Annotated in this window: 24 protein-coding genes; 18 read left to right on the top strand and 6 right to left on the bottom strand. The window is 39.5% G+C overall.

Going from position 1 to position 20,930, the window contains the following annotated elements; genetic code table 11:
• The first annotated feature begins 251 nt into the window (after nucleotides 1–251).
• Complete coding sequence (locus Q0688_RS06480) at nucleotides 252–776, top strand: hypothetical protein (RefSeq protein ID WP_101343871.1); 525 nt, start codon at nucleotides 252–254, stop codon at nucleotides 774–776.
• Here the strand turns inward: Q0688_RS06480 and Q0688_RS06475 are convergent.
• The gene (locus tag Q0688_RS06475; protein ID WP_299074321.1) at nucleotides 751–1,230 is read right to left on the bottom strand and encodes a flagellar protein FlhE; all 480 of its coding nucleotides are present in this window, start codon (nucleotides 1,228–1,230) and stop codon (nucleotides 751–753) included. The genes Q0688_RS06480 and Q0688_RS06475 overlap by 26 nt on opposite strands.
• Before the next feature lie 624 nt (nucleotides 1,231–1,854).
• On the opposite strand from Q0688_RS06475, the gene Q0688_RS06470 reads away from it, so the two are divergent.
• The gene (locus Q0688_RS06470; RefSeq protein WP_101343873.1) at nucleotides 1,855–2,301 is read left to right on the top strand and encodes a hypothetical protein; all 447 of its coding nucleotides are present in this window, start codon (nucleotides 1,855–1,857) and stop codon (nucleotides 2,299–2,301) included.
• 66 nt (nucleotides 2,302–2,367) lie between these two features.
• On the opposite strand, the gene Q0688_RS06465 is transcribed toward Q0688_RS06470, so the two are convergent.
• A complete protein-coding gene (locus Q0688_RS06465) occupies nucleotides 2,368–2,928 on the bottom strand; it encodes a DUF4879 domain-containing protein (protein WP_299074313.1) in 561 nt (186 codons plus the stop codon).
• 240 nt (nucleotides 2,929–3,168) lie between these two features.
• On the opposite strand from Q0688_RS06465, the gene Q0688_RS06460 reads away from it, so the two are divergent.
• Both Q0688_RS06460 and Q0688_RS06455 read left to right on the top strand, forming a co-directional pair.
• Nucleotides 3,169–3,444 (top strand): MBL fold metallo-hydrolase RNA specificity domain-containing protein, encoded by a 276-nt coding sequence (locus Q0688_RS06460; RefSeq protein ID WP_299074312.1) that lies wholly within the window; start codon nucleotides 3,169–3,171, stop codon nucleotides 3,442–3,444.
• A 112-nt stretch (nucleotides 3,445–3,556) separates the two neighbouring features.
• Nucleotides 3,557–3,835, top strand: a complete 279-nt coding sequence (locus tag Q0688_RS06455) for a hypothetical protein (protein WP_299074310.1) — start codon at nucleotides 3,557–3,559, stop codon at nucleotides 3,833–3,835.
• A gap of 63 nt (nucleotides 3,836–3,898) precedes the next feature.
• Here the strand turns inward: Q0688_RS06455 and Q0688_RS06450 are convergent, their stop codons facing one another.
• Entirely contained in the window at nucleotides 3,899–5,227 is a 1,329-nt protein-coding gene (locus Q0688_RS06450) for a dicarboxylate/amino acid:cation symporter (protein WP_299074308.1), read from the bottom strand.
• A gap of 267 nt (nucleotides 5,228–5,494) precedes the next feature.
• On the opposite strand from Q0688_RS06450, the gene Q0688_RS06445 reads away from it, so the two are divergent.
• The 3 genes from Q0688_RS06445 to bfr (Q0688_RS06435) all read left to right on the top strand — a co-directional run bounded on the left by Q0688_RS06445 (nucleotide 5,495) and on the right by bfr (Q0688_RS06435) (nucleotide 8,144).
• Nucleotides 5,495–7,069 carry a cation:proton antiporter family protein gene (locus tag Q0688_RS06445; protein WP_299074306.1) on the top strand — a complete coding sequence of 525 codons (1,575 nt, stop codon included), beginning with the start codon at nucleotides 5,495–5,497 and terminating at the stop codon, nucleotides 7,067–7,069.
• A gap of 132 nt (nucleotides 7,070–7,201) precedes the next feature.
• Nucleotides 7,202–7,675 carry a bacterioferritin gene (bfr, locus tag Q0688_RS06440; RefSeq protein ID WP_299074303.1) on the top strand — a complete coding sequence of 158 codons (474 nt, stop codon included), beginning with the start codon at nucleotides 7,202–7,204 and terminating at the stop codon, nucleotides 7,673–7,675.
• A gap of 1 nt (nucleotide 7,676) precedes the next feature.
• Nucleotides 7,677–8,144: a bacterioferritin gene (gene bfr / locus Q0688_RS06435; protein ID WP_299074301.1), complete on the top strand. Its 468-nt coding sequence runs from the start codon at nucleotides 7,677–7,679 to the stop codon at nucleotides 8,142–8,144.
• Nucleotides 8,145–8,183: 39 nt separating this feature from the next.
• On the opposite strand, the gene Q0688_RS06430 is transcribed toward bfr (Q0688_RS06435), so the two are convergent.
• Nucleotides 8,184–8,717, bottom strand: coding sequence for a hypothetical protein (locus tag Q0688_RS06430; protein WP_299074299.1), 534 nt, complete (start codon nucleotides 8,715–8,717; stop codon nucleotides 8,184–8,186).
• 173 nt (nucleotides 8,718–8,890) lie between these two features.
• Between Q0688_RS06430 and ccoN the strand changes: the two genes are divergently transcribed.
• The 9 genes from ccoN (at nucleotide 8,891) to uspE (ending at nucleotide 16,938) form a co-directional block, all read left to right on the top strand.
• Complete coding sequence (ccoN, locus tag Q0688_RS06425; protein ID WP_299074297.1) at nucleotides 8,891–10,324, top strand: cytochrome-c oxidase, cbb3-type subunit I; 1,434 nt, start codon at nucleotides 8,891–8,893, stop codon at nucleotides 10,322–10,324.
• A gap of 12 nt (nucleotides 10,325–10,336) precedes the next feature.
• Nucleotides 10,337–10,942 carry a cytochrome-c oxidase, cbb3-type subunit II gene (ccoO, locus tag Q0688_RS06420; RefSeq protein ID WP_299074295.1) on the top strand — a complete coding sequence of 202 codons (606 nt, stop codon included), beginning with the start codon at nucleotides 10,337–10,339 and terminating at the stop codon, nucleotides 10,940–10,942.
• 1 nt (nucleotide 10,943) lies between these two features.
• Nucleotides 10,944–11,138 (top strand): cbb3-type cytochrome c oxidase subunit 3, encoded by a 195-nt coding sequence (locus tag Q0688_RS06415; RefSeq protein WP_299074293.1) that lies wholly within the window; start codon nucleotides 10,944–10,946, stop codon nucleotides 11,136–11,138.
• On the top strand, nucleotides 11,131–12,087 hold the full coding sequence (gene ccoP / locus Q0688_RS06410) for a cytochrome-c oxidase, cbb3-type subunit III (RefSeq protein ID WP_299074291.1): 957 nt from the start codon (nucleotides 11,131–11,133) through the stop codon (nucleotides 12,085–12,087). The genes Q0688_RS06415 and ccoP overlap by 8 nt, the downstream gene beginning before the upstream one ends.
• A gap of 78 nt (nucleotides 12,088–12,165) precedes the next feature.
• Nucleotides 12,166–12,657, top strand: a complete 492-nt coding sequence (locus tag Q0688_RS06405) for a FixH family protein (protein WP_299074289.1) — start codon at nucleotides 12,166–12,168, stop codon at nucleotides 12,655–12,657.
• A gap of 5 nt (nucleotides 12,658–12,662) precedes the next feature.
• Nucleotides 12,663–15,032 (top strand): heavy metal translocating P-type ATPase, encoded by a 2,370-nt coding sequence (locus tag Q0688_RS06400; RefSeq protein WP_299074287.1) that lies wholly within the window; start codon nucleotides 12,663–12,665, stop codon nucleotides 15,030–15,032.
• Between the two features lie 12 nt (nucleotides 15,033–15,044).
• Nucleotides 15,045–15,236 carry a cbb3-type cytochrome oxidase assembly protein CcoS gene (gene ccoS / locus Q0688_RS06395; protein WP_299074285.1) on the top strand — a complete coding sequence of 64 codons (192 nt, stop codon included), beginning with the start codon at nucleotides 15,045–15,047 and terminating at the stop codon, nucleotides 15,234–15,236.
• The gene (locus Q0688_RS06390; protein WP_299074282.1) at nucleotides 15,229–15,900 is read left to right on the top strand and encodes a sulfite exporter TauE/SafE family protein; all 672 of its coding nucleotides are present in this window, start codon (nucleotides 15,229–15,231) and stop codon (nucleotides 15,898–15,900) included. Before ccoS ends, Q0688_RS06390 begins: the two co-directional genes overlap by 8 nt.
• A 108-nt stretch (nucleotides 15,901–16,008) precedes the next feature.
• Nucleotides 16,009–16,938 carry a universal stress protein UspE gene (uspE, locus tag Q0688_RS06385; protein ID WP_299074281.1) on the top strand — a complete coding sequence of 310 codons (930 nt, stop codon included), beginning with the start codon at nucleotides 16,009–16,011 and terminating at the stop codon, nucleotides 16,936–16,938.
• 2 nt (nucleotides 16,939–16,940) lie between these two features.
• Here the strand turns inward: uspE and Q0688_RS06380 are convergent, their stop codons facing one another.
• Nucleotides 16,941–18,173, bottom strand: a complete 1,233-nt coding sequence (locus Q0688_RS06380; RefSeq protein WP_299074278.1) for an FtsX-like permease family protein — start codon at nucleotides 18,171–18,173, stop codon at nucleotides 16,941–16,943.
• On the bottom strand, nucleotides 18,163–18,843 hold the full coding sequence (locus tag Q0688_RS06375; RefSeq protein WP_299074276.1) for an ABC transporter ATP-binding protein: 681 nt from the start codon (nucleotides 18,841–18,843) through the stop codon (nucleotides 18,163–18,165). Before Q0688_RS06375 ends, Q0688_RS06380 begins: the two co-directional genes overlap by 11 nt.
• 112 nt (nucleotides 18,844–18,955) lie before the next feature.
• Between Q0688_RS06375 and ttcA the strand changes: the two genes are divergently transcribed.
• Nucleotides 18,956–19,867 (top strand): tRNA 2-thiocytidine(32) synthetase TtcA, encoded by a 912-nt coding sequence (gene ttcA / locus Q0688_RS06370; protein WP_299074273.1) that lies wholly within the window; start codon nucleotides 18,956–18,958, stop codon nucleotides 19,865–19,867.
• Between the two features lie 16 nt (nucleotides 19,868–19,883).
• Nucleotides 19,884–20,891, top strand: coding sequence for a patatin-like phospholipase family protein (locus Q0688_RS06365; protein ID WP_299074271.1), 1,008 nt, complete (start codon nucleotides 19,884–19,886; stop codon nucleotides 20,889–20,891).
• Nucleotides 20,892–20,930 lie beyond the last annotated feature (39 nt).

The raw sequence follows: 20,930 nt of genomic DNA, 5'->3' as shown, positions 1-20,930 counted from the left end.
TGAATACCTGTTTACCTTCTTATTAAGTCGGCAATAACTTGCCTACTTGAAATTATACAGTGCCCCTTATTTGCCGTTTTATTGACCAAAACTACTGATATTTCTACTTTAGGGTGTACTTTCATACTTAATTCTTTAAAAATAGTAGAGAATATTTTTGGTATGTTATTTGCTTTTAAAGTATGAGTAAGTATTGATGTTCATATCTCATACAAAAATGCAGCTTTTATTAAAAAATTAAGGATAATAACATGATAAATTCTATTGGTTCACAGAACTATGCTGTACAACAAGCCCGTTCTAATGTTGGTAAAGTTGAACAGACCGCCGAAAACTCTCCTAAAGTGCCTGAGAATGTTAATAGCAGTGACGCTCGAAAGGGGGCTATTTCTTTTATTGAATCAGCTACACCAGAAGAGTTAGAGGCTAGAGTTAATTCATTAATAGGCCGAATGCCATCAGCAGGCATGATTAATTTGAGAGAAATTATGAATTCTGATAATGGGGATGAAGTAGTAGGAAGAATAAATCGTTTGAGTGCTCAAATAGAACAAGAAAGTCGTAGTGTACTGAATCAAGAACAAGACTTAATCAGTCAGGGGCGAGCTGAGGGGAAAAGCAACAAAGATATTTTAATGAGTATTGTAAAATTACAAGATGAACAATCAGATGTATATAAATTAGCAATGCACTGGGGAAATGAAGGGCTTGGTTCACCTAAAACTTATGCCAAGCTGGTTGAATTAACGCCTAGCTATGTAAATTATTATGCTTAATGATTTTCTGAATAGCAGGTATAACCGTACTTAAATTAGCTCCCGCACCAAAATTTCCACTTATATTAACACACTGACTAAGCGTGCTTTCACATAAGTAAGTTGTTAAGTTACTATTATAATTCCATATATTCCATTGCCAAGTAATGTTTTGAACTGTAGCTGATGGAGATGTTCCAGCAGGGGCACTCATCAACGGGCCGAGATACCACTGACCTGCTGTATAAAGGCTTGGATTATATACCACTTTTGTCCATGCACCAGCAGCAGCAAAAGCCTCAATGCCTCCTTCTGATTTTAAAGCGCGTGGAGATTCAAGTTGATCTACAGATATAATTTCTACTGTACTAGGATCAAATTGCAACTCTACATCTTTTTGTTCTACAGCAAGTGCGTTCATAGTGAAAGCACTAGTGATAACAGCTAAAGCTAATAACGTTTTATTCATTTTCATAACAAACATCCTTTTATCCATGTTAAATTACATCCCTTAGATATTTAAGGGAAAGTATCTTGAGATATGAGGTCAATATCTCAAGTTTTATTAAAGCAGAAAAACCTTTTCATTTAAATTATTATTTTATGATGGGGTATTGTGCATAAGTTAACAATAATTCGTTTAACACTCTGTAGACAACTGTATTACTAGCGCACAAGGCAGCCTTGAATTTCATAACCCTTTTGCGGCCATCCCCTCGAAATAGGCATTAAGGGATAAATTCCATTCTCAAAAAATGTAATAACAATGACTTTTTAATATTTTGATTTTTGATTTTTGAGATGGGTTGATAAGACGCGCACAGCGTATTATCACGCAATTTTTTACAAGAATATTTAAGTCTTAATAAACGGTCGTTTTATGAGATAAATTTAAACTTGCAAGATCGCAATATTTTTCAGTAGCTTAGAGTAAGTAAGGTTAATGTCGAGGGGATGGGTACAAAACCCCTAGTAGTTATATTTTTGAGGGCACCTTATGGTTAATGCTTTTTAAAATATCAAGATACATTTCGTTGGCATAAATACTGCAAAGTAAATAATTATAACATTGCTGTATAAATATTTAAAAGGATCTGATATGTATATTAATAACAATGCCCAATCAAATATTATATATGAAATGCAAAATAGCGTTTCATATAATTCGGAAAAGACTTCAGGTACAACGATTCAGAGACAAAATACAACCGATACTGTGAGCATAAGTAAAGAAGGTTTAAATGCTAAAAATAATTGGCAGGAAATTAGCGAGAACTATGATGTTACTAATATATCGCAAAGAGAAATGGCTAACATGGTTTCAAATTTAATTGATAATAAATTAATATCTTCGACAGATAGTTTGCACCTAATGGCACCTCGTAGCATGAACCTAGATCCTGATGTTAAGTTCGATCTTTTAGCTACAACCCGTAAATCATTAGTTTTCGCTAAAGAAAGTGGAGCTTCAATGGAAGAAATAAAGAATAAAGAAAGAGCTATAGACATACTAGAAACACTACGAAATTTATCTAATAGAATTTAAACGTGTAAAAAACGCACGGATATTAATAACTTGTCACGTACGTTTTAAATCCTGAATTCAATCTAATTAATTAATATAAATTGAATCACTCCAATAACCAAAGGGTGAAGCTGTTGAGTTCGAACCAACACTAAACGAGCCTGACTGCTGACCACTAAAGTCAAAGCCATATAGCCAACCAGTTACAGTTTCACCCACAGCACAGACATGTAAATCATTACCACATCGATATTCAGATAAACCTGCTGACTTTGAAATACCATTCATAGTAGCGTTAGTCACGTTTCCATATCCAAATTGCCAAATATATATATTCAACGTAGCCCCACCGTGATTTCCACTGGAGGACTGAGACGGAGTAATATTTTCCCAACCATAATTTGAAGAATAAATGTTCCCTATTTCAAAATATGTAATGCCCGACGCAGCAGCTCTAGATGAAATTTTAGCATCAGAAGACGCCTCTACATATTCATCAGACATACTAGACGGGCTATTGATTGCTAAAGAAGTAGAACTCTCTGCTATCTTATTAACCACACCTGCTTCAATATCAGCAGCTAGTACATTTACTGAAAAAGCACTAGAAACCAAAGCTAAAGCTAAAAACGTTCTTTTCATTTTCATAACAAACATCCTTTTATCCATGTTAAATTACTCCCTTAAATATTTAAGGGAAAGTATTTTGAGATATGAGGTCAATATCTCAAGTTTTATTAAAGCAGAAAACCTTTTCACTTAAACTGTTATTTTATGATTGTCGAGAGCATTAGCACAAACCCCTTCATATGCTTTATTTTGATTAATCATAAGTAACTATAAATTCAAATTTGGTTAAAAAACAAGCTTAAGGTTCATTTCGAGGGGATGGGCACAAAACCCCTGTTAGTGGATGGTAAAGAGCATATTAAGATTTTTAATGATACCTACAATGTGAAAGCTCAAGTCGAAACCTTAGGTGGTTTTTCGGCCCATGCAGGGCAAAACGAGTTAGTCGAGTGGGTCTCGAATTTTGACGAGTCGGCAAGAGTGGCCCTAGTCCATGGTGATCCACAAGCACTCGAAGCCTTATCACAAAGGTTATGGAAAGAAAAAAACATCGCCACTGATATTCCACAAGTTGGGCACTGTATTGCCTTTTAGGCGATGTCCAGAGGGTTATACTAAATCAATATATAGTTTGATACAGGTCAAAGCACCAAGGTCATCAAGTGATTGACAGTTTAAGAATTAACATTCAAAACGAGGAAATAAAATGAGTATTGATATGAAGGAAAATGCCAAAGAAGAGTTTGAAAAAATGCTTGCACAAATAAAACAAGAAAGAGATGAAATTTTGTTAAAAGCTCATTTATTCGAAGCTGATGCAAAAGACGAATGGCAAAAAGTAGATAAGCAATGGGAGCATTTCAAATCTAAAGCGGGGCAGGTGGGTAAAGAAGCTAAAGTGGCCTCGGAAGACGTGTCTGCAGCGGCCAAGTTATTAGGTGAAGAACTAATAAAGAGTTTTAAACGAATTCGTAAAACACTTTAATTTCTACTTAAATCGAGGCCACCTTAAAAAGTGGCCAGTTTTATTTATGGATAATGGTATTAGCTAGCTTGCACTTGGCTTATGTAAATCTTTATGCAGCCATTTTTCCATCACCACACTAGCGGTTAAATCGCCGCTTACATTGACCGCTGTTCGTGCCATATCTAAAATCCTGTCAACACCTAGGATTAGCGCAATGCCTTCGGCTGGCACGCCTATGCCTTGTACAATAGTCGCAAGTATTACAATGCCTACACCTGGTGTACTAGGCGAACCAATGGAAGCGCCAACTGTGGTAGCGGCCAATAACGACAACTGACCTAGAGATAAATCTATGCCATATACTTGAGTCAGAAACACAGCAGCAATCACTTGATATAAAGCAGTGCCGTCCATATTTACCGTTGCCCCTAAGGGGATCACAAATTGCGCCACAGGTTTGGACACATGTAAGTTTTCCTCAGCACTTTTCATAGACAAAGGCATTACCGCCGCGGAACTGGACGTTGAAAAAGCTAATAATTGTGCTTCGCGAATGCTATTTAAGAATTGAAGGGGGTTTTTAGCCCCAAAAATAGCCACAACAAGTAAATAAAACACTAACAGCAAGAACAATCCCAATAACACTGTTCCAATATAAGCCGACATACCTAACAGTGCATCTACCCCTGATTCAACACAAACTTGAGCCAATAGTCCAAATACAGCTATAGGTGCCAACGCCATTGCCCAACTAACCACTTTCATTGAGATGTCTTGCATTGAAACACACAAATCTATTACTGGTTTGGCACGCTCGGGTTTAATAGACACTAAAGCTACCGCCATAAGAATAGCTAGAACAACAACCTGAAACATCGATCTTTGCATAATGGCGCTAGTTGGATTGGCTGGGATAATGTTCACAATCTTATCTTCAAGCTTTGTTGTATCGATTTCTACAGCCTTAGGAGCAGTCACAGTTAAGTAAGCATTTGAAACATTAGGCTCAATATATTGGCCAGGCTGGAGCCACAAAGCCAAGGAGCTACCAATTAAAACCGCAACAATAGTAGTCAATACAAAATAAGGCGCAATGCGCATACCAATACGACGTAAAAAGTCAGAATTTTCGCCCGACGCAATACCCAGCACTATAGATGTTAGTACCAGCGGAATCACAACCATTTGAATTAACGCTAGAAATAAGCGCCCAGGAAGAGCTAGCCAACTTGCAATAGTACTCGCCAATGCTACTTCGACCAACTGGCCACCGCTGGGTGAAAGAGATAATCCAACAGCAACACCTAAGACCATGGCAATTAAAATCTGAGCCCACAACTTAGTTCGGATCAAATAATCAAGGCGCTCAAATAATCTATTCGTGCCCAAAGGCGTTAGTGACTTAGTCAAAAGTTTCTCATACTGTGGTTATTAAACTTGCCGCAATTGTATAAGGTAAAAAATAACCTAGGTATCAGTAATAGTACCTATAAAAGCGACAACACAGTTGAGGCTGTATGCGACTAAAACCACCCAAGCTTTAAGTTCCTATAATGTATATTATGTTAAATTAAGTGGTGTGTGGTTATTTCAATAGGATATTGGCAGTTCAGCTAGCATTCTTAATAAAATTCGTTACCCTATTTACTTCTTTATCATCAAACTTTTAGAGCGATTATGGAATTTGCATTTATTCTTTTGGCATTTATTTGTGGGTTATGCCTGAAGTTGGTTGGACTGCCGCCTTTGATCGGTTATTTAATTGCGGGTTTCGCCCTTAATTATCTAGGTTTTCAGTCTACAGATGCGCTGCAGTCTATTGCCAGCTTAGGTATAACCCTGATGCTTTTTACCATTGGCCTAAAACTTAAAGTCAGTGACTTATACAAAAAAGAAGTCTGGTTGGGCAGTATTTGCCATTCGCTATTATGGGTAACAATCGTAAATGTAATGTTATTTGGGATATCTTGGTTGGGTCTCAATATCTTTGCGGACATAGATTGGGCTACACAAGCGTTGCTGGCATTTTCATTAAGTTTTAGTAGTACTGTTTGCATCGTTAAAATTCTAGAAGAAAGCGGAGAAATAAAAACACGTCATGGTAAATTGGCCATAGGAATTTTGATTATGCAGGATATAGTCGCTGTCCTGTTTTTAGTTATTGCAACGGGAAAAGTGCCGTCAATATGGGCCTTATTGTTGTTATTATTATTTTTCTCAAAACCTCTGTGGACCATAATTTTAGAGCGTGTGGGCCATGGTGAATTACTCATATTGTCAGGATTTTTGTTTGCTTTAGGCGGTTATGAACTATTTGAATCTGTCGGTATAAAAGGTGATTTAGGTGCGTTAATTGTGGGTATGTTTATCGCTACTCATATCAAGTCATCAGAAATGTCTAAGGCATTAATGAGCTTTAAGGATATATTTTTGGTGGGTTTTTTCCTGACTATTGGGTTCAGTGCGCTCCCTACCCTAGATTTGTTACTTTCAGCCTTATTACTTTGCTTGTTTATCCCACTAAAGTTTGGTTTGTTTTTTGGGCTGTTTACTTTATTAAAATTAAGGGCTCGCACCAGCTATTTAGCGAGCTTAGTCTTATCAAACTACAGCGAATTCGGCCTAATTGTTGTAGCTTTGTTAGTTAGTTTAGGATGGTTGAGTGCCGAGTGGTTAGTCGTATTAGCGTTAGCCGTGTCTTTTTCATTTGTACTAACAGGTTTTATATATAAAAGCTCTCACAATCAGTATACGCAATTTAAAGAGCGGCTTAAGTCCTTTGAAAGTTCAAGCCGTCTAGCAGAAGATGTGTATAGTCAGCCTGTTGGCGCTGAAATCATAGTGATTGGGCTAGGACGAGTGGGTAAAGGCGCCTATGTCTCTCTAACTAACATAGTCGATAAAAGAGTTTGGGGAATGGATGCCGATCCTAGCCGGGTAAAGCAACTTCAGAAGGTTGGCTTTCAGGCTATGGTAGGAGATGGCGAAGACGCAGATTTATGGGAAAACATGGATTTAAGTCAGATTCAGTTAATTTTGTTAGCCTTACCTTCGATTGAAGACATCTGCAATATCACTGAGCAACTACAACACGCAAATTATAGGGGAAAGATAGCTTCGATAGCACGATATGAGGATGAAATTCAGCCTCTCATTGATGCCGGATCAGACAAAGTATTCAACTTTTTTACAGAAGCTGGTACTGGTTTTGCTGAAGAAAGTCTGCAATTGCTGCCACAACAAAAGTCTTAATAATGATTAAAACAAGAATCGTTATCATTATGTATCATATTGTTTTGCATAATGTTTTTTATAAACTTATGGTTTTTTAAGGCCTATTTGACTATAATTATTAGTATATTTTCTATCCATGGATAATTTGTAATGCAAGGCGACAAACAAGTAATAGCTGCTCTAAATGAAGTCCTTACCTACGAGCTCACATCAATCAATCAGTATTTTTTACATGCACGTATGTTTAAAAATTGGGGGCTAGAGAAACTCAATAGCGCAGCCTATAAGAAATCAATTAAAGATATGAAACAAGCCGACCAACTTATAGAGCGGATTTTGTTTCTTGAAGGTTTACCTAACCTACAGATGTTGGGAAAACTAATGATAGGCGAAGAAACCATCGAGATGCTTGGTTGTGACATGGATTTTCAGAAGTTGCAACTTCCCTTACTCAAAAAAGCCATTGCTTTATGTGAAGCGCAACAAGACTTTGTGTCTCGTGACTTACTTGAATCAATTTTGACCTTCGAAGAAGATCATATTGACTGGATTGAAACTCAACAATATCAAATTAAGCATTTAGGTTTAGAAAACTACCTACAAAGCCAAGTAGCAGGAGATTAGCATGCAAGGTAAAAGTGTTATTATCAATCAACTTAATGCCCTACTCGCTTTTGAATTGGCGGCTATGGATCAGTATTTTATTCACTCACAAATGTATCAAGATTGGGGCTTAAACAAGCTGTATGAACGGATTGCCCACGAATTTGATGATGAAAAGGGTCATGCTACAAAATTAATTGAGCGGATCTTGTTTTTGGAAGGTACGCCGAATATGGTTGACCGTGATGGATTACTAATTGGTACAGACGTGCCTTCCATGTTAGAAAGTGACTTAAGGGTTGAATACGCAGTAACACAAGCGTTAAAAGAGGCTATTGCACTTTGTGAAGAAGAACAAGACTATGTGACCCGAGACATGTTGCTGGTACTATTAGACGATACCGAAATGGACCATGCCTATTGGCTCGAACAACAAATCGGCCTTATAAAACGTTTAGGTTTGTCGAACTATTTACAATCACAAATGTAGTGACGCTACTTTCCTAATAAAAGCTGACTAGGCCTGTGCTTAATCAGCTTTTTTGTTTCTATCGGTAGAGAAGTTGAAAAACCAAGATTGCTCATTGCTTGACTCATCACTGGTTTGAATAATGAGTTGCCATTTCATTGCTGGCTCACTACAGGCACCTAAGAATACACGCGCGTTGTAAACTTTTGCTCCCTGATTAACATGAACAGAATCAGCAAGCACCACATTTTTACCCATATACATATTGATGCCTTGTACCCACATCTGCTTTATTTGTGTATTCTCTGGCACCTTGATGACCAGATGTAACTCTTCCTCAACCTCTATTCTTTGTAAAAATTGCACAGATACCTGTTGACCGTTATCAAACACATCACATTGTTGCGCTAGATCAAGGTTGCATTGTTTTGTCGTTTTTAAAGGTTGCAGATATGTATAATTTAAAATCAGCCCTACTGCGGCAGTTAAAATAATAAATAAAAGGAACAACCTAGAAAAGTGAGTCGAATTCAAAATAGCACTGTCGTTAAAATAAACTAATGTTAGTGTGATTAAAAAAAAGATAACTGACAAGATAGTTTTTATCTTTCTTTTTGAAATGTATCACCTTAAAATATAACTAGATATATTGTATATTTTTTTAAAAAACAATTACTTAACAAATAAAGAAAGAAATTAACATGATTTGTTTGTCCATTGTAATTTGTCTGTAAATTTATCGTTAACAAGAGCGGAAGATTCATTAAATGAGTGAAGCTATTCAAGTACATCCCGAATACAATTATAAAGTAGTTCGGCAATTTGCGGTAATGACCGTAGTTTGGGGAATAATTGGTATGGCTGTAGGGGTATTAATTGCCGCACAGTTATATTGGCCAGCATTAAATTTTGATACGCCATGGCTAACATTTTCTAGGTTAAGACCTTTGCATACCAATGCAGTGATTTTTGCCTTTGGTGGATGTGCTTTGTTTGCAACGTCATTATATGTGGTGCAACGTACTTCAAATGTTAGGTTGTTCAGCGACAAACTGGCTTCATTTACGTTTTGGGGCTGGCAACTTGTTATTGTATTAGCCGCTATTACTTTACCCATGGGATTAACGAGCACCAAGGAATATGGTGAACTTGAGTGGCCTATTGATATTTTAATCACCTTAGTTTGGTTGGCTTATATCATTAATTTCTTCGGAACAATGGTCATCAGAAAAGTTTCTCACATATATGTAGCCAACTGGTTCTTTGGGGCATTTATGCTAACGGTTGCTGTACTGCATATCGCAAACAGTATGGCTATTCCGGTTTCTCTGACTAAATCATATTCTATCTATGCAGGCGCCGTGGACGCCATGATCCAGTGGTGGTACGGGCATAATGCCGTTGGATTTTTCTTAACCGCAGGTTTCTTAGGCATGATGTATTATTTTGTACCTAAGCAGGCAGGACGCCCCGTGTATTCATATCGTTTATCGGTCGTGCATTTTTGGGCGCTTATTTCCTTGTATATTTGGGCTGGTCCTCACCATCTTCATTACACTGCCCTACCCGATTGGACACAATCTTTGGGTATGGTGATGTCTATTATTTTATTCGTACCTTCTTGGGGCGGCATGATCAACGGCATAATGACCCTATCTGGCGCATGGCATAAGTTACGTACCGATCCCATCTTACGTTTCTTAGTGGTTTCGCTGTCTTTCTACGGCATGTCTACTTTCGAAGGGCCAATGATGGCGATAAAAACCGTAAATGCCTTGTCTCATTATACGGATTGGACTATTGGTCATGTACATTCTGGTGCCTTAGGATGGGTAGCTATGGTGTCTATTGGTTCTATTTATCACCTTATCCCTGTTTTGTTCAATCGAACCAAAATGCATAGTATTGAGCTGATTAATGTTCATTTTTGGCTAGCCACTATTGGCACTGTGTTATATATAGTAGCGATGTGGATGTCCGGTGTGCTACAAGGCTTGATGTGGCGAGCAATTAACGCCGACGGCACGCTAACCTACAGTTTTGTAGAGTCTCTAGAGGCGTCCAAGCCCTTCTATTTAGTGCGATTTATCGGTGGTGCAATATTTTTGGTCGGCATGTTACTTATGGCTTATAACGTTTACAAAACCATCAGGAACGAAGAGCAAGAACCCGCAATTGAACCAACAGCACAAACGGCTTAAGGAAGACAGACAATGAAAAATGCACATGAGTTAATTGAAAAAAATGTGGGTCTGTTGAGTGTTTTAATTTTAGTGGCAATTAGTTTGGGCGGCATGGCACAAATTACACCATTGATGTTTCAACAACAAACCATGGAGCCTGTTGATGGTTTAAAACCCTACACAGCCCTGCAGATGGAAGGCCGAGATATATATATTCGAGAAGGTTGCGTTGGGTGTCATAGCCAGATGATCCGTCCTTTTCGTGCTGAAACCGAACGCTATGGTCACTATTCAGTCGCCGGCGAATCAGTATGGGAACACCCATTTTTATGGGGCTCTAAGCGTACCGGACCTGATTTAGCCCGAGTTGGCGGACGATACAGTGATGATTGGCACCGAATTCATTTGATCAATCCAAGAGACCTGGTGCCTGAGTCAAATATGCCTGGATTTCCTTGGTTAATGGAAAACACTTTAGACGGTGAGTTAACAGCAAAGAAACTCTCAGTATTTAGAGATTTTGGTGTGCCTTATACAGACGAAGATATTGCCGGCTCGAAACAAGCAGTTAAAGGTAAGACCGAAATGGTTGCGCTTATCGCCTATTTACAGTCACTTGGCACGGCGTTGCAATAATATGGATTATGCAACGAGTGGCAGTATCTACACAGTAATAGTGTTTGTAAGCTTTATTGGAATTGTAATCTGGGCCTTTAGCAAGAAATCAAAATCAAATTTTGACGAGGCCGAAAAGCTCATCTTCGATGATGAGCCCCAGCAACATAAGCAAAAGACTAAAGTTGATAAGCAGGAGTCTAAAGTAAATGAGTAGTTTTTGGAGTGTATGGATCTCGGTTATTACGCTGGGTTCAATTTTAGGTTGTTATCTTTTACTACGCTGGTGTTTACAAAACAAAACCGGTGTTAAAGAAGGCGACGATATGCATCATGAATTTGATGGCATTGTCGAGCTCAATAACCAACTACCTAAGTGGTGGACTTTCTTATTTTATATTTGTATCGTTTGGGGTCTAGTGTACTTAGTTTTATATCCTGGATTGGGTAACTATACTGGCCTGTGGAAATGGCAGAGCTCTAACCAAAGCATTAAGTCTTTGGCCGAATCGAGAGCCGCAGTTGAGGCGAATAAAACTAACGGTGTAATCAATCAATATGATAGAGAAATTGAATTTGCTAACGCCACCTATGCGCCTATCTTTGATGGCTATTATCAACAACCTATTCCTGAATTAGCTAAAGATCCCGAGGCATTAAAGGTAGGACAACGCTTGTTTAGCCAAAATTGTTCACAATGTCATGGTTCGGATGCTCGTGGGCAACGAGGCTTTCCAAATTTAACTGATAATGATTGGTTATACGGCGGCACTCCTGAAAAAATTACCGAAACTATCATTAATGGTCGTCAAGGTATGATGCCTGCGCAATTAGATGCTATGGGTGAAAAAGGTATAGACGAACTAGTGGCTTACGTTCTAAGTTTAAGCAATCGTCCAGATCTCGATAAGACTATGGTTGATGCCGGCCAAGCTAAGTTCGCTATTTGCGCAGCTTGTCATGGCCAAGACGGTAAAGGCAATCAAATGCTTGGCGCCCCTAACTTAACAGACCAAACATGGTTATACGGTGGCACTAATAAGGCAATTACTCAAACCCTTACCTATGGCCGTAATGGCGTTATGCCGTCATTTAAGCACACTTTAGGTGAGAAAAAAGTACATCTTGTGGCGGCTTATGTTTACAGCCTATCCCAAGACAAATAGTAGATAAGTGGTATACTGAAAGCCCCGATTTCGGGGCTTTTTTATGTTTTGTTCCTTTTAAATATGAGTCGTTTTTGTATGCAGTCTGACAGTCCAAAAGTTTGGTATAAACAGTTCTGGCCTTGGTTTTTGATTATTGTGCCACTTACTTCTATGGTGCTGAGTTTTACCATGCTGAATTTTGCCTTTAACAGCGAAGATAGTATGGTTATCGACGACTATTACAAAGAAGGCAAAGGCATTAATCTACAGATACAGAAGTTACAACAAGCAAAAGTGCTCAATATTGCAACAAAAACCCATGTGTCGGCAGACTCTGTCACCGTTACCTTTACTAGTGGTGCGCCAACAAGTGGTGAAGCCTTACTCTTAGAGTTTTTTCATTCTACTCAAGAGTTTAAAGATTTTTCAGTGACATTATTACGTGATGCTAAAGGTGTATACCGCGGGCCTCTTTCCAATGATATAGCGGGTAAGTGGAAACTAAGCTTGCATCCTTATGATGCTAGTTGGAAAATTCAAAAAATAGTGGCCCTGCCCCAAACTCGCCCATTTGACCTTAACCCCTAAGCACCATGCTTACAAAGTGTTTTCACTGTGGTTTAGATGTGGCGCCACAACTTAACTATCACACAACTGTATCAGGAAAACGGCAAGCTTTTTGTTGCCCAGGGTGTTGTGCCGTAGCCGAGGCCATCGTCAATAACGGCCTCGAAGATTACTATCACTATCGTAGTGAATTTGCAGATAAAGCTTCAGAAAACGAAGCAGAGTTATTACACACTCTCAAGGTGTTCGATGACGACAGTATCCTGCAAGAATTTGTTGAGAGCCAAGACAATAGGTGCGAAATTCAACTTACTATAAGCGGTATCAATTGTGCTGCATGTGGCTGGTTAATCGAAAAACAACTGGCTAAGTTGCATGGCATATTAAAAGTGGGCGTAAATGTTTCGGCCAGACGTGCCACAGTAGTATGGGACAGCCAACAGCTAAAACTCAGCGAAATTTTAAGCCATATTGAAAACATTGGTTACCATGGCAAACCTTTTCAAGCAGAACAACACGAAGCCAGCTACAGGCAAGAAAACAAAGCATTTCTAAAGCGATTAGGCTTGGCGGGCTTAATGACCATGCAAGTTATGATGCTAAATATTGGGGTGTTTTTTGATTTATTCGGGCATATCGACGCTCAAACTAAGCAATATTTTAATTGGACAAGCTTACTGTTAACCACTCCTGTGATGCTGTATTCCGCTTCTGAGTTTTATGCCAGCGCATTTCGCGCACTTCGCGCCAAAGTTGTGAATATGGATGTGCCCATAGTGTTAGCTTTAACGATCACTTATGTCTCGGGCGTATTCGCCACCATTCAACACAGTGGACAAACCTACTTTGAATCCTTATGTATGTTTGTATTTTTATTGTTAATTAGCCGCTACTTAGAGCACAACGCCCGTTATAAAGCGTCTCAGCTCTCAGCTAACATGTTAGAATATATGCCCACCACAGCTAATTTAATTGAGGGCGACCATATCTCGCCTGTATTGGCAAAGTCCTTAGTCATTGGACAAAACGTACTGGTTAAAACGGGGGAAATGGTACCTGTAGATGGGGTGATAGTAACTGGTGAAGGTCAGTTTGATGAAGCGATGTTAACTGGCGAGTTTCACTTAGTCAGTAAATCTATGGGGCAAACCGTTTTTGCTGGTACAGTTAATCAATTAGGCACCTTAAATATCAAAGTAACACAGCCTTTAAAAAGCTCAATGCTGAACCAAATCAGTATGTTACAAAACCAAGCACTATTAAGTAAACCCAAAATCGCCAGCTTAGCCGATCAATTTTCACAATACTTTGTAATGGCCGTATTAGTGATTTCCCTTAGTAGTTATATTGTCTGGTTACAAATAGATGAAGCCCAAGCTTTGTGGATCACTATCTCAATCCTTATTGCCACCTGCCCTTGTGCCTTAGGTTTGGCTACACCATCGGCTTTGTCATGTGCAGTAGCAAATTTAAACAGCCAAGGTGTATTACTAAAACGTGCTGACGCCCTAGAGCAAATATCTCAAGTGGACTGGATAGCACTTGACAAAACGGGCACCCTTACAGAGGGAAAATTTAGCTTAGCTGCTTGTCTTTGTCAGCCAGAACAAGATAAACAACAATGCTTAGAAATTGCCGCCAGCCTTGAGCAGTACTCATCTCATCCCATCGCCAATGCTTTTGCCGATACCCCATGTAGTTATGCCGTAACGAATTTTTCTGCCCACATAGGGCAAGGCATAACAGGAAATATTAATGGTGATAACTATAAATTGGGCTCAATGCACTTTATCGGACTTGATACTCCTAGTCAGATGCATAATTGCAATGTGTTTCTAGCAAAGGGACAACAGGTGGTTTGTGGATTTTTATTAGTCGACAAACTACGGACTAGCAGTGTTAATTTAGTAGCTAAACTTAAAACCAAACATATCACTTTGCTCAGCGGTGATATTCCAGAGATGGTGAGTAAAGTAGCCAACTCACTACAGTTACCACATTGGTTAGCGCAGCAAACTCCCCAAGATAAACTAGATGTGATCCATCAAGCGCAAGCCAATCAACATGTAGTGCTAATGGTAGGAGACGGCATTAATGATGGTCCGGTATTGGCACAAGCCGATGTATCTGTGACCTTAGGCGCAGGATCCGATTTAGCCAAATCATCCGCCGACGTGATCCTATTAGACAATTCATTGGATAAAATTACTTTAGTGTTTTCCATAGCTAAACGTTGCAAACAAAAAATCATTCAAAATATAGCTTGGGCGGTGGGATACAATCTATTAGTGTTACCTTTAGCAGTAACAGGTTTGCTGAGCCCTTGGATGGCAGTAGTTGGTATGTCACTAAGCTCGTTTATTGTGGTTATGAATTCCATTAGGCTTTTAAAGTAGGAACTTGACGTTTTGAGTATCATTTATGTACTAATACCTTTGGCCATTTTACTGGTATGTATCGCAATAGGCGCATTTTTTTGGGCTGTGAGATCCAATCAATTTGAAGATCTCGAGCGTCACGGCAGCAGCATTTTATTTGACGACGATCTTCCCCAAAAAAACACCGCTGCCAAAGAAAATAGCCCCTCCGACAATGAATGAGTTAAGTTTTTTTTCTGCAATACTCATTGGCCTTGCAGGTGGCGTACACTGCGTTGGTATGTGCGGTGGTATTGTGGGCGCTTTTGCTTATGCAATCCCTAAAAATGCAGCGGTTTTGCCTTATACCTTAACCTATAACCTGGGGCGCATTTGCAGCTATATGATAGCGGGGGCAATCACGGGTTGGGCGGGTTACTTATTCGCTCAACAAATAAATCAAGGCATAGTCGTTTTACAATTTGTTAGTGGTATATTTTTATTTTCACTTGGCTTGTATTTAGCAAGTTGGTGGCAGGGGCTGACTAAGATAGAAAGAATTGGTAGTGGATTCTGGCAACTGATCCGCCCATGGTCAAAAAGGCTACTACCTTTTAAACACCCATTGTATGCCCTGCCCTACGGCATGATTTGGGGCTGGTTGCCATGCGGATTAGTATACTCGGTATTAACTTGGTCGTTAGCGAGTGGCTCAGCACTACAGGGCGGAATAATTATGGCTGGCTTTGGTTTGGGGACCTTACCCATAATGATATTAATGGCTACGGGCTTCAAAAAATCGCAACAATTATTGCAACACCCAAAAACAAAAGTGCTGATGGGACTACTGCTTATAATATTTGCCACAATACAATTAATTCAAGCCATATCAGCGTCGATAAACTAATCGAAGTTATCTTACCCTTAATCCTTAAACGAGCCTAATAACTGGTAAATTTTTAATTAATTTCATAAACTTACTAAAACTCTTCGCTTAGCTATTTAGGGCTGTACTATGAATTATCAAAAAATATTAGCCGTTATTGAGCCAGAACAGTCTACCCAAAAATCTCTTGCTCGTGCCATTGAAATGGCCAACATTAACGGTGCAAGCATTACTGCTTTTTTAACTATTTATGATTTTTCCTACGAAATGACCACTATGTTGTCGATGGACGAACGTGAAAACATGCGCCAAGCAGTGATTGATGAAAGAACTGAATGGCTAGTGAATTTGGTCTCAGATAAATTTCGTACCCAAGGCATAAGCATTGACGTCAAAATTGTATGGCACAATAGGCCTTACGAAAGCATTATTTATGAAGTGATAGACAAAGGATACGACTTGATTGTTAAAGGTACTCAGCAACACGATACCTTAAAGTCTGTTATTTTTACCCCTACCGACTGGCATATTATGCGTAAAGCACCTGTCCCAGTGTTGTTAGTAAAAGAACACGATTGGCCGAAACACGGTCAAATAGTAGCAGCAGTCAACCTAGGAGGCGATCTAGAGGAACACATATCATTAAATGAAGAGATCACTAAACAAGCATTGCATTTTGCTAAATTATTATCATCCAATGTGCACTTAGTTAACTCCTACCCAGGTACCCCCGCTAACATTGTTATTGAGATCCCTGAATTTGATCCAACTGCTTATGATGAATCCGCTAAGAAGCATCATGAACAAAGTATGCAACAACATAGTGCTCGACACCATATTGGCACGCAATATTGCCATGTTGACGTTGGATTGCCAGAAGATGTCATTCCTAAGTATGCGCAACAATTAGATGCTGAGTTGGTGGTGCTAGGCACCGTGGGCAGGCAAGGTATTTCTGCGGCTCTGATTGGAAACACAGCCGAGCATGTAATTGACAAACTAAATTGTGATGTTTTAACTATTAAGCCAGAAGGTTTTGTTTCTCCAGTGAAATATTAAAACTATTGCTTTAGTCCTGATATCAACGACTTTCTATACGCGACAAAGGCTGGAATAAAAGACAATAAAACTGCAGAAATCGCAGTTAACCCCAAAAATCCAGCTGCTGAAGTTAAATTTACATAAGGACTGATGTACAAAGCAAAGTATTGTTCTAGTAACGGTTGGCCCAAAAACAATGCTATTGTCAACATAATATAGCCTGCCAACGCACCCAACAAGGTCAATAACAAGGCCTCTGCTACCACTAACAAAATAATTATGTGTGCTTTGGCTCCTAGTGCTCGCAACACCGCGAGCTCTCTTTCTCGCTCTTTCATTGACGCCAGTAGCATAGTCGTCATACAAATAAGGGCCGTGGCTAATATCAACCACGAAATAACCCTTAAACTTACTTCTACAACCCCCACTATCTGCCACAATTCTCTCAGCGCCAATACAGGTAAAATGGCACTAAGCGGCTCATCGGTAAATTGGTTGATATAACGTTGTAAACCTAGAACCGCAATTTTGCTTTTAGCGCCAACTAAAAACGCACTGAGTTGAGGCTGATAACCTGTCCCTAGGGGAAGATCACTTAATATTTCATTATGAATATCTTGAGAATGATGCAAAATATCAACACTTTGCAAGGGAATGTATAAAGACTGGTCAGCTGGCGTACCCGTTGCCGATAAAACGCCAACCACCTTAAAAGGATGGTCTTGGTGATGGGTAAAACTCACTTTTCCTGTACCATGGGACATAACCAAAGATTGCCCTGTTTGGTATCCTAAACTCTTGGCGACATCGGCCCCTATTACCACCTCATACAATCGGCTAAATTGACGACCTTGTGAAAAAGACAAATCTTGTTTATCTGAATATTTATAATACTCAAAATAGTCTGTGGTAGTGCCTATAACAGAATAACCATGATGGGAATCTCCCATTGAAAGCGGTACAGACCAAGCTACAAGGCTATTGTTCACAATGTTTTGGTAGCTCTGCCACTGCAAATTGTTACTTGGAGCCCCTATTTTAAATACCGAAAAAAGTAATAGGTTAATACCACTAGTACGGCTGCCAACTATCAAATCTACACCAGAAACGGTACGTTCAAAATTGTATTTCACCTCACTTCGTAAGTGCTCAACTCCAATTAACACCAGCATGCTAATAGCAATAGAGATACAGGTTAAACTGGCTAAAACACGACGGGACCATAGACTCGCTCGTACTAATCTAAACAACATCTGAGAGACTTCCTTGTTGCAATTGTGCCAATCCAATTTGGTTATCAAAATTGGGCGCAAGAGACATATCGTGACTGACAAATATAACAGTTGATGCTTGAGCGCAATCGAGTAGTAATTGAATAAATTGTTCTCTGGATTGGGTATCTAATGCAGAAGTAGGCTCATCAGCAATAATCAAAGGTGGCGAACCATATAAAGCCCTTGCAACAGCCACCCTTTGTTGTTGCCCAACACTCAACTGACTGGCTTTTTGTCCAAGTAATAGATGGTTTAACTCCAGACGATCACAAATAGAACAAAGGGCCTCTGAATTTACCACACCACTTTCACTATTAAAGCGCTGTGCTAACACAATATTTTGGTGCGCCGTTAAATAGGGCAACAAATTAAACTGCTGAAATATAATCCCCATATTATTGGCTCTAAAGGAATCTTTTTGCCTTGTACTCAGCTTTGCTAGGTTTTGACCTAAAACCTGTATTTCCCCTGTGTAGCGAGCTTCAATCCCAGAAATCAAGTTAAGTAAGGTAGACTTACCTTCACCCGAGCGCCCATGTAAAAAGACTTTTTCTCCTCTTTTTACCTGCCATGTTGCAATATCCAACCTAAAATCACTCTGCTTAGACCAGGTAAAAGACAGATCTTGAATTGATAAGCTATGGGGCATAAAAATGAGGTATCCATTACACAAAGGTTTTGTTTAGAAACAAAGAGTTTTTCAGTATAATTACCTATGAACCTGAAGCAACCTTTTAGTCGATAAAATATAAACCGTGTCCATGAATCAATTATCCAGTAATCATCAGAAAAACCCCATTAACTTCAATAAATTACAAAAGCGCCTTAGACATAATACCGGCAAAGCCATCGCTGATTTTAATATGATTGAAGAAGGCGACAAAGTGATGGTGTGTCTATCAGGAGGCAAAGATAGCTATACCATGTTGGATATGCTGCTGCATATGCAAAAAGTGGCCCCTATCTCCTTTAGTATTGTTGTGGTGAACCTTGATCAAAAACAACCAGGATTTCCAGAACATGTGCTGCCACAATACCTTAGGGATTTAGGTGTCGACTTTGAGATTGTCGAAGAAGATACCTATTCCATAGTGATGGATAAAGTACCCGAAGGCAAAACCACTTGCGCCTTGTGTTCCAGATTACGCCGCGGAATTTTATACAAGACAGCGAGCCGTGTACAAGCCACTAAAATAGCCTTAGGTCACCACAGAGATGATATGTTGGAAACACTATTTTTAAATATGTTTCACGGTGGTCAGTTAAAGTCTATGCCACCAAAACTGGTGAGTGATGATGGTAAGCAAATGGTCATTCGCCCCCTAGCCTATTGCACCGAACAGGATATTACGTCTTATTCACAGCAAGTTAATTTTCCTATCATTCCTTGCAATCTATGTGGCTCTCAAGAGAATCTACAAAGAAAAGTTATTAAGGGCATGCTACAGGACTGGCAGCAACGCTTTCCAGGCAGAATTGAGTCTATGTCAAAAGCCTTACAGAATGTTGTACCTTCACACTTAGCTGATAACAAACGGTTTGATTTTGTTGGGCTAGCCACCCAAACAACTCCCTTTGCAAATGGCGATATAGGCTTTGATCCTCCAGAATTAACCTCACAAGAAAACACTCAGTTAAGCCAAGACGCTTCGCTGGCTATCACAAACATTTAGGAGCACAGTTAATCTTATGAAAATTGGTTTGGCACTTGGCAGCGGCGCAGCTAGAGGATGGGCTCATATTGGAGTGATTAAAGCGCTAGAGGAAATGGGCATAGAAATTGACATTGTATCTGGTTGCTCAATTGGCTCTTACGTGGGAGCAGCCTATGCTTCTGGAAAGTTGGCAGAACTTGCAAAATGGGTAGAAAGCCTAACCGAGTGGCAAGTGTATACGCTAATGGGCGTTGGATTTCATAAAGGCGGCTTAATGAGCGGTCTAAAAGTATTTAAAGCATTAGAAGATGAATTTAGTTTTGATACTTTTGAACAGCTAAATAAGCCATTTGCGGCGGTAGCCACCGACTTATACAGCGGCCGTGAAGTAAATTTTATGAATGGTTCAGTCATTGAGGCAGTTAAAGCGTCATGCGCTATCCCGGGTTTATTTCCTCCGCAATTATTTGAAAATAGATGGTTAGTTGACGGCGGCGTGGTTAATCCTGTGCCAGTAAACATGTGTAGGATGTTAGGGGCTGATATTGTGATAGCCGTCAATTTAAGTGCTGACTTTAGGCCTGAATCATTAGTGAGTACTCAAGTTGATCAGGGCAACAATCAAAAAAAGACCTCGGACTTTTTTAAACGTAGTCAACAACAAATTCAGCAATGGTTTGGAAAAGGTGAAGATTCTACTTCTAAACCCGATGCACAGCCGTTAACGGCAAGTGAAGGCGAGCTAACCGATGAATGTTTAGAGATCCTTGAGCCTGCCAACGTTGAGCAACAAACTCAAGAGGACATTAGCGTACCTCCTGCCCCTTCAATTATTAACGCTATGACAGGTTCGTTAGACATTTTGTCGGCTAGAGTCACCCGGTCTCGTTTGGCAGGCGATCCTCCCGACATTTTAATCGAACCGCAACTAGGTGATTTCGGCATGATGGAATTTTATCGGGCAAAGGAACTAATAGAGCATGGACGAGGCAGTGTACAAAGAATTGCGGAACAAATTAAATTTCAGTTAGGTAAAGAGTAACAATTATAATTGACAGGATCTCAACGGCTCTCTAATGTA

The sequence above is a fragment of the uncultured Paraglaciecola sp. genome, from assembly GCF_937123705.1.
In the GTDB taxonomy this organism is placed as follows: domain Bacteria; phylum Pseudomonadota; class Gammaproteobacteria; order Enterobacterales; family Alteromonadaceae; genus Paraglaciecola.
Note: the sequence above shows the minus strand (reverse complement) of the source record. Positions and strands in the feature narration are given on the sequence as shown.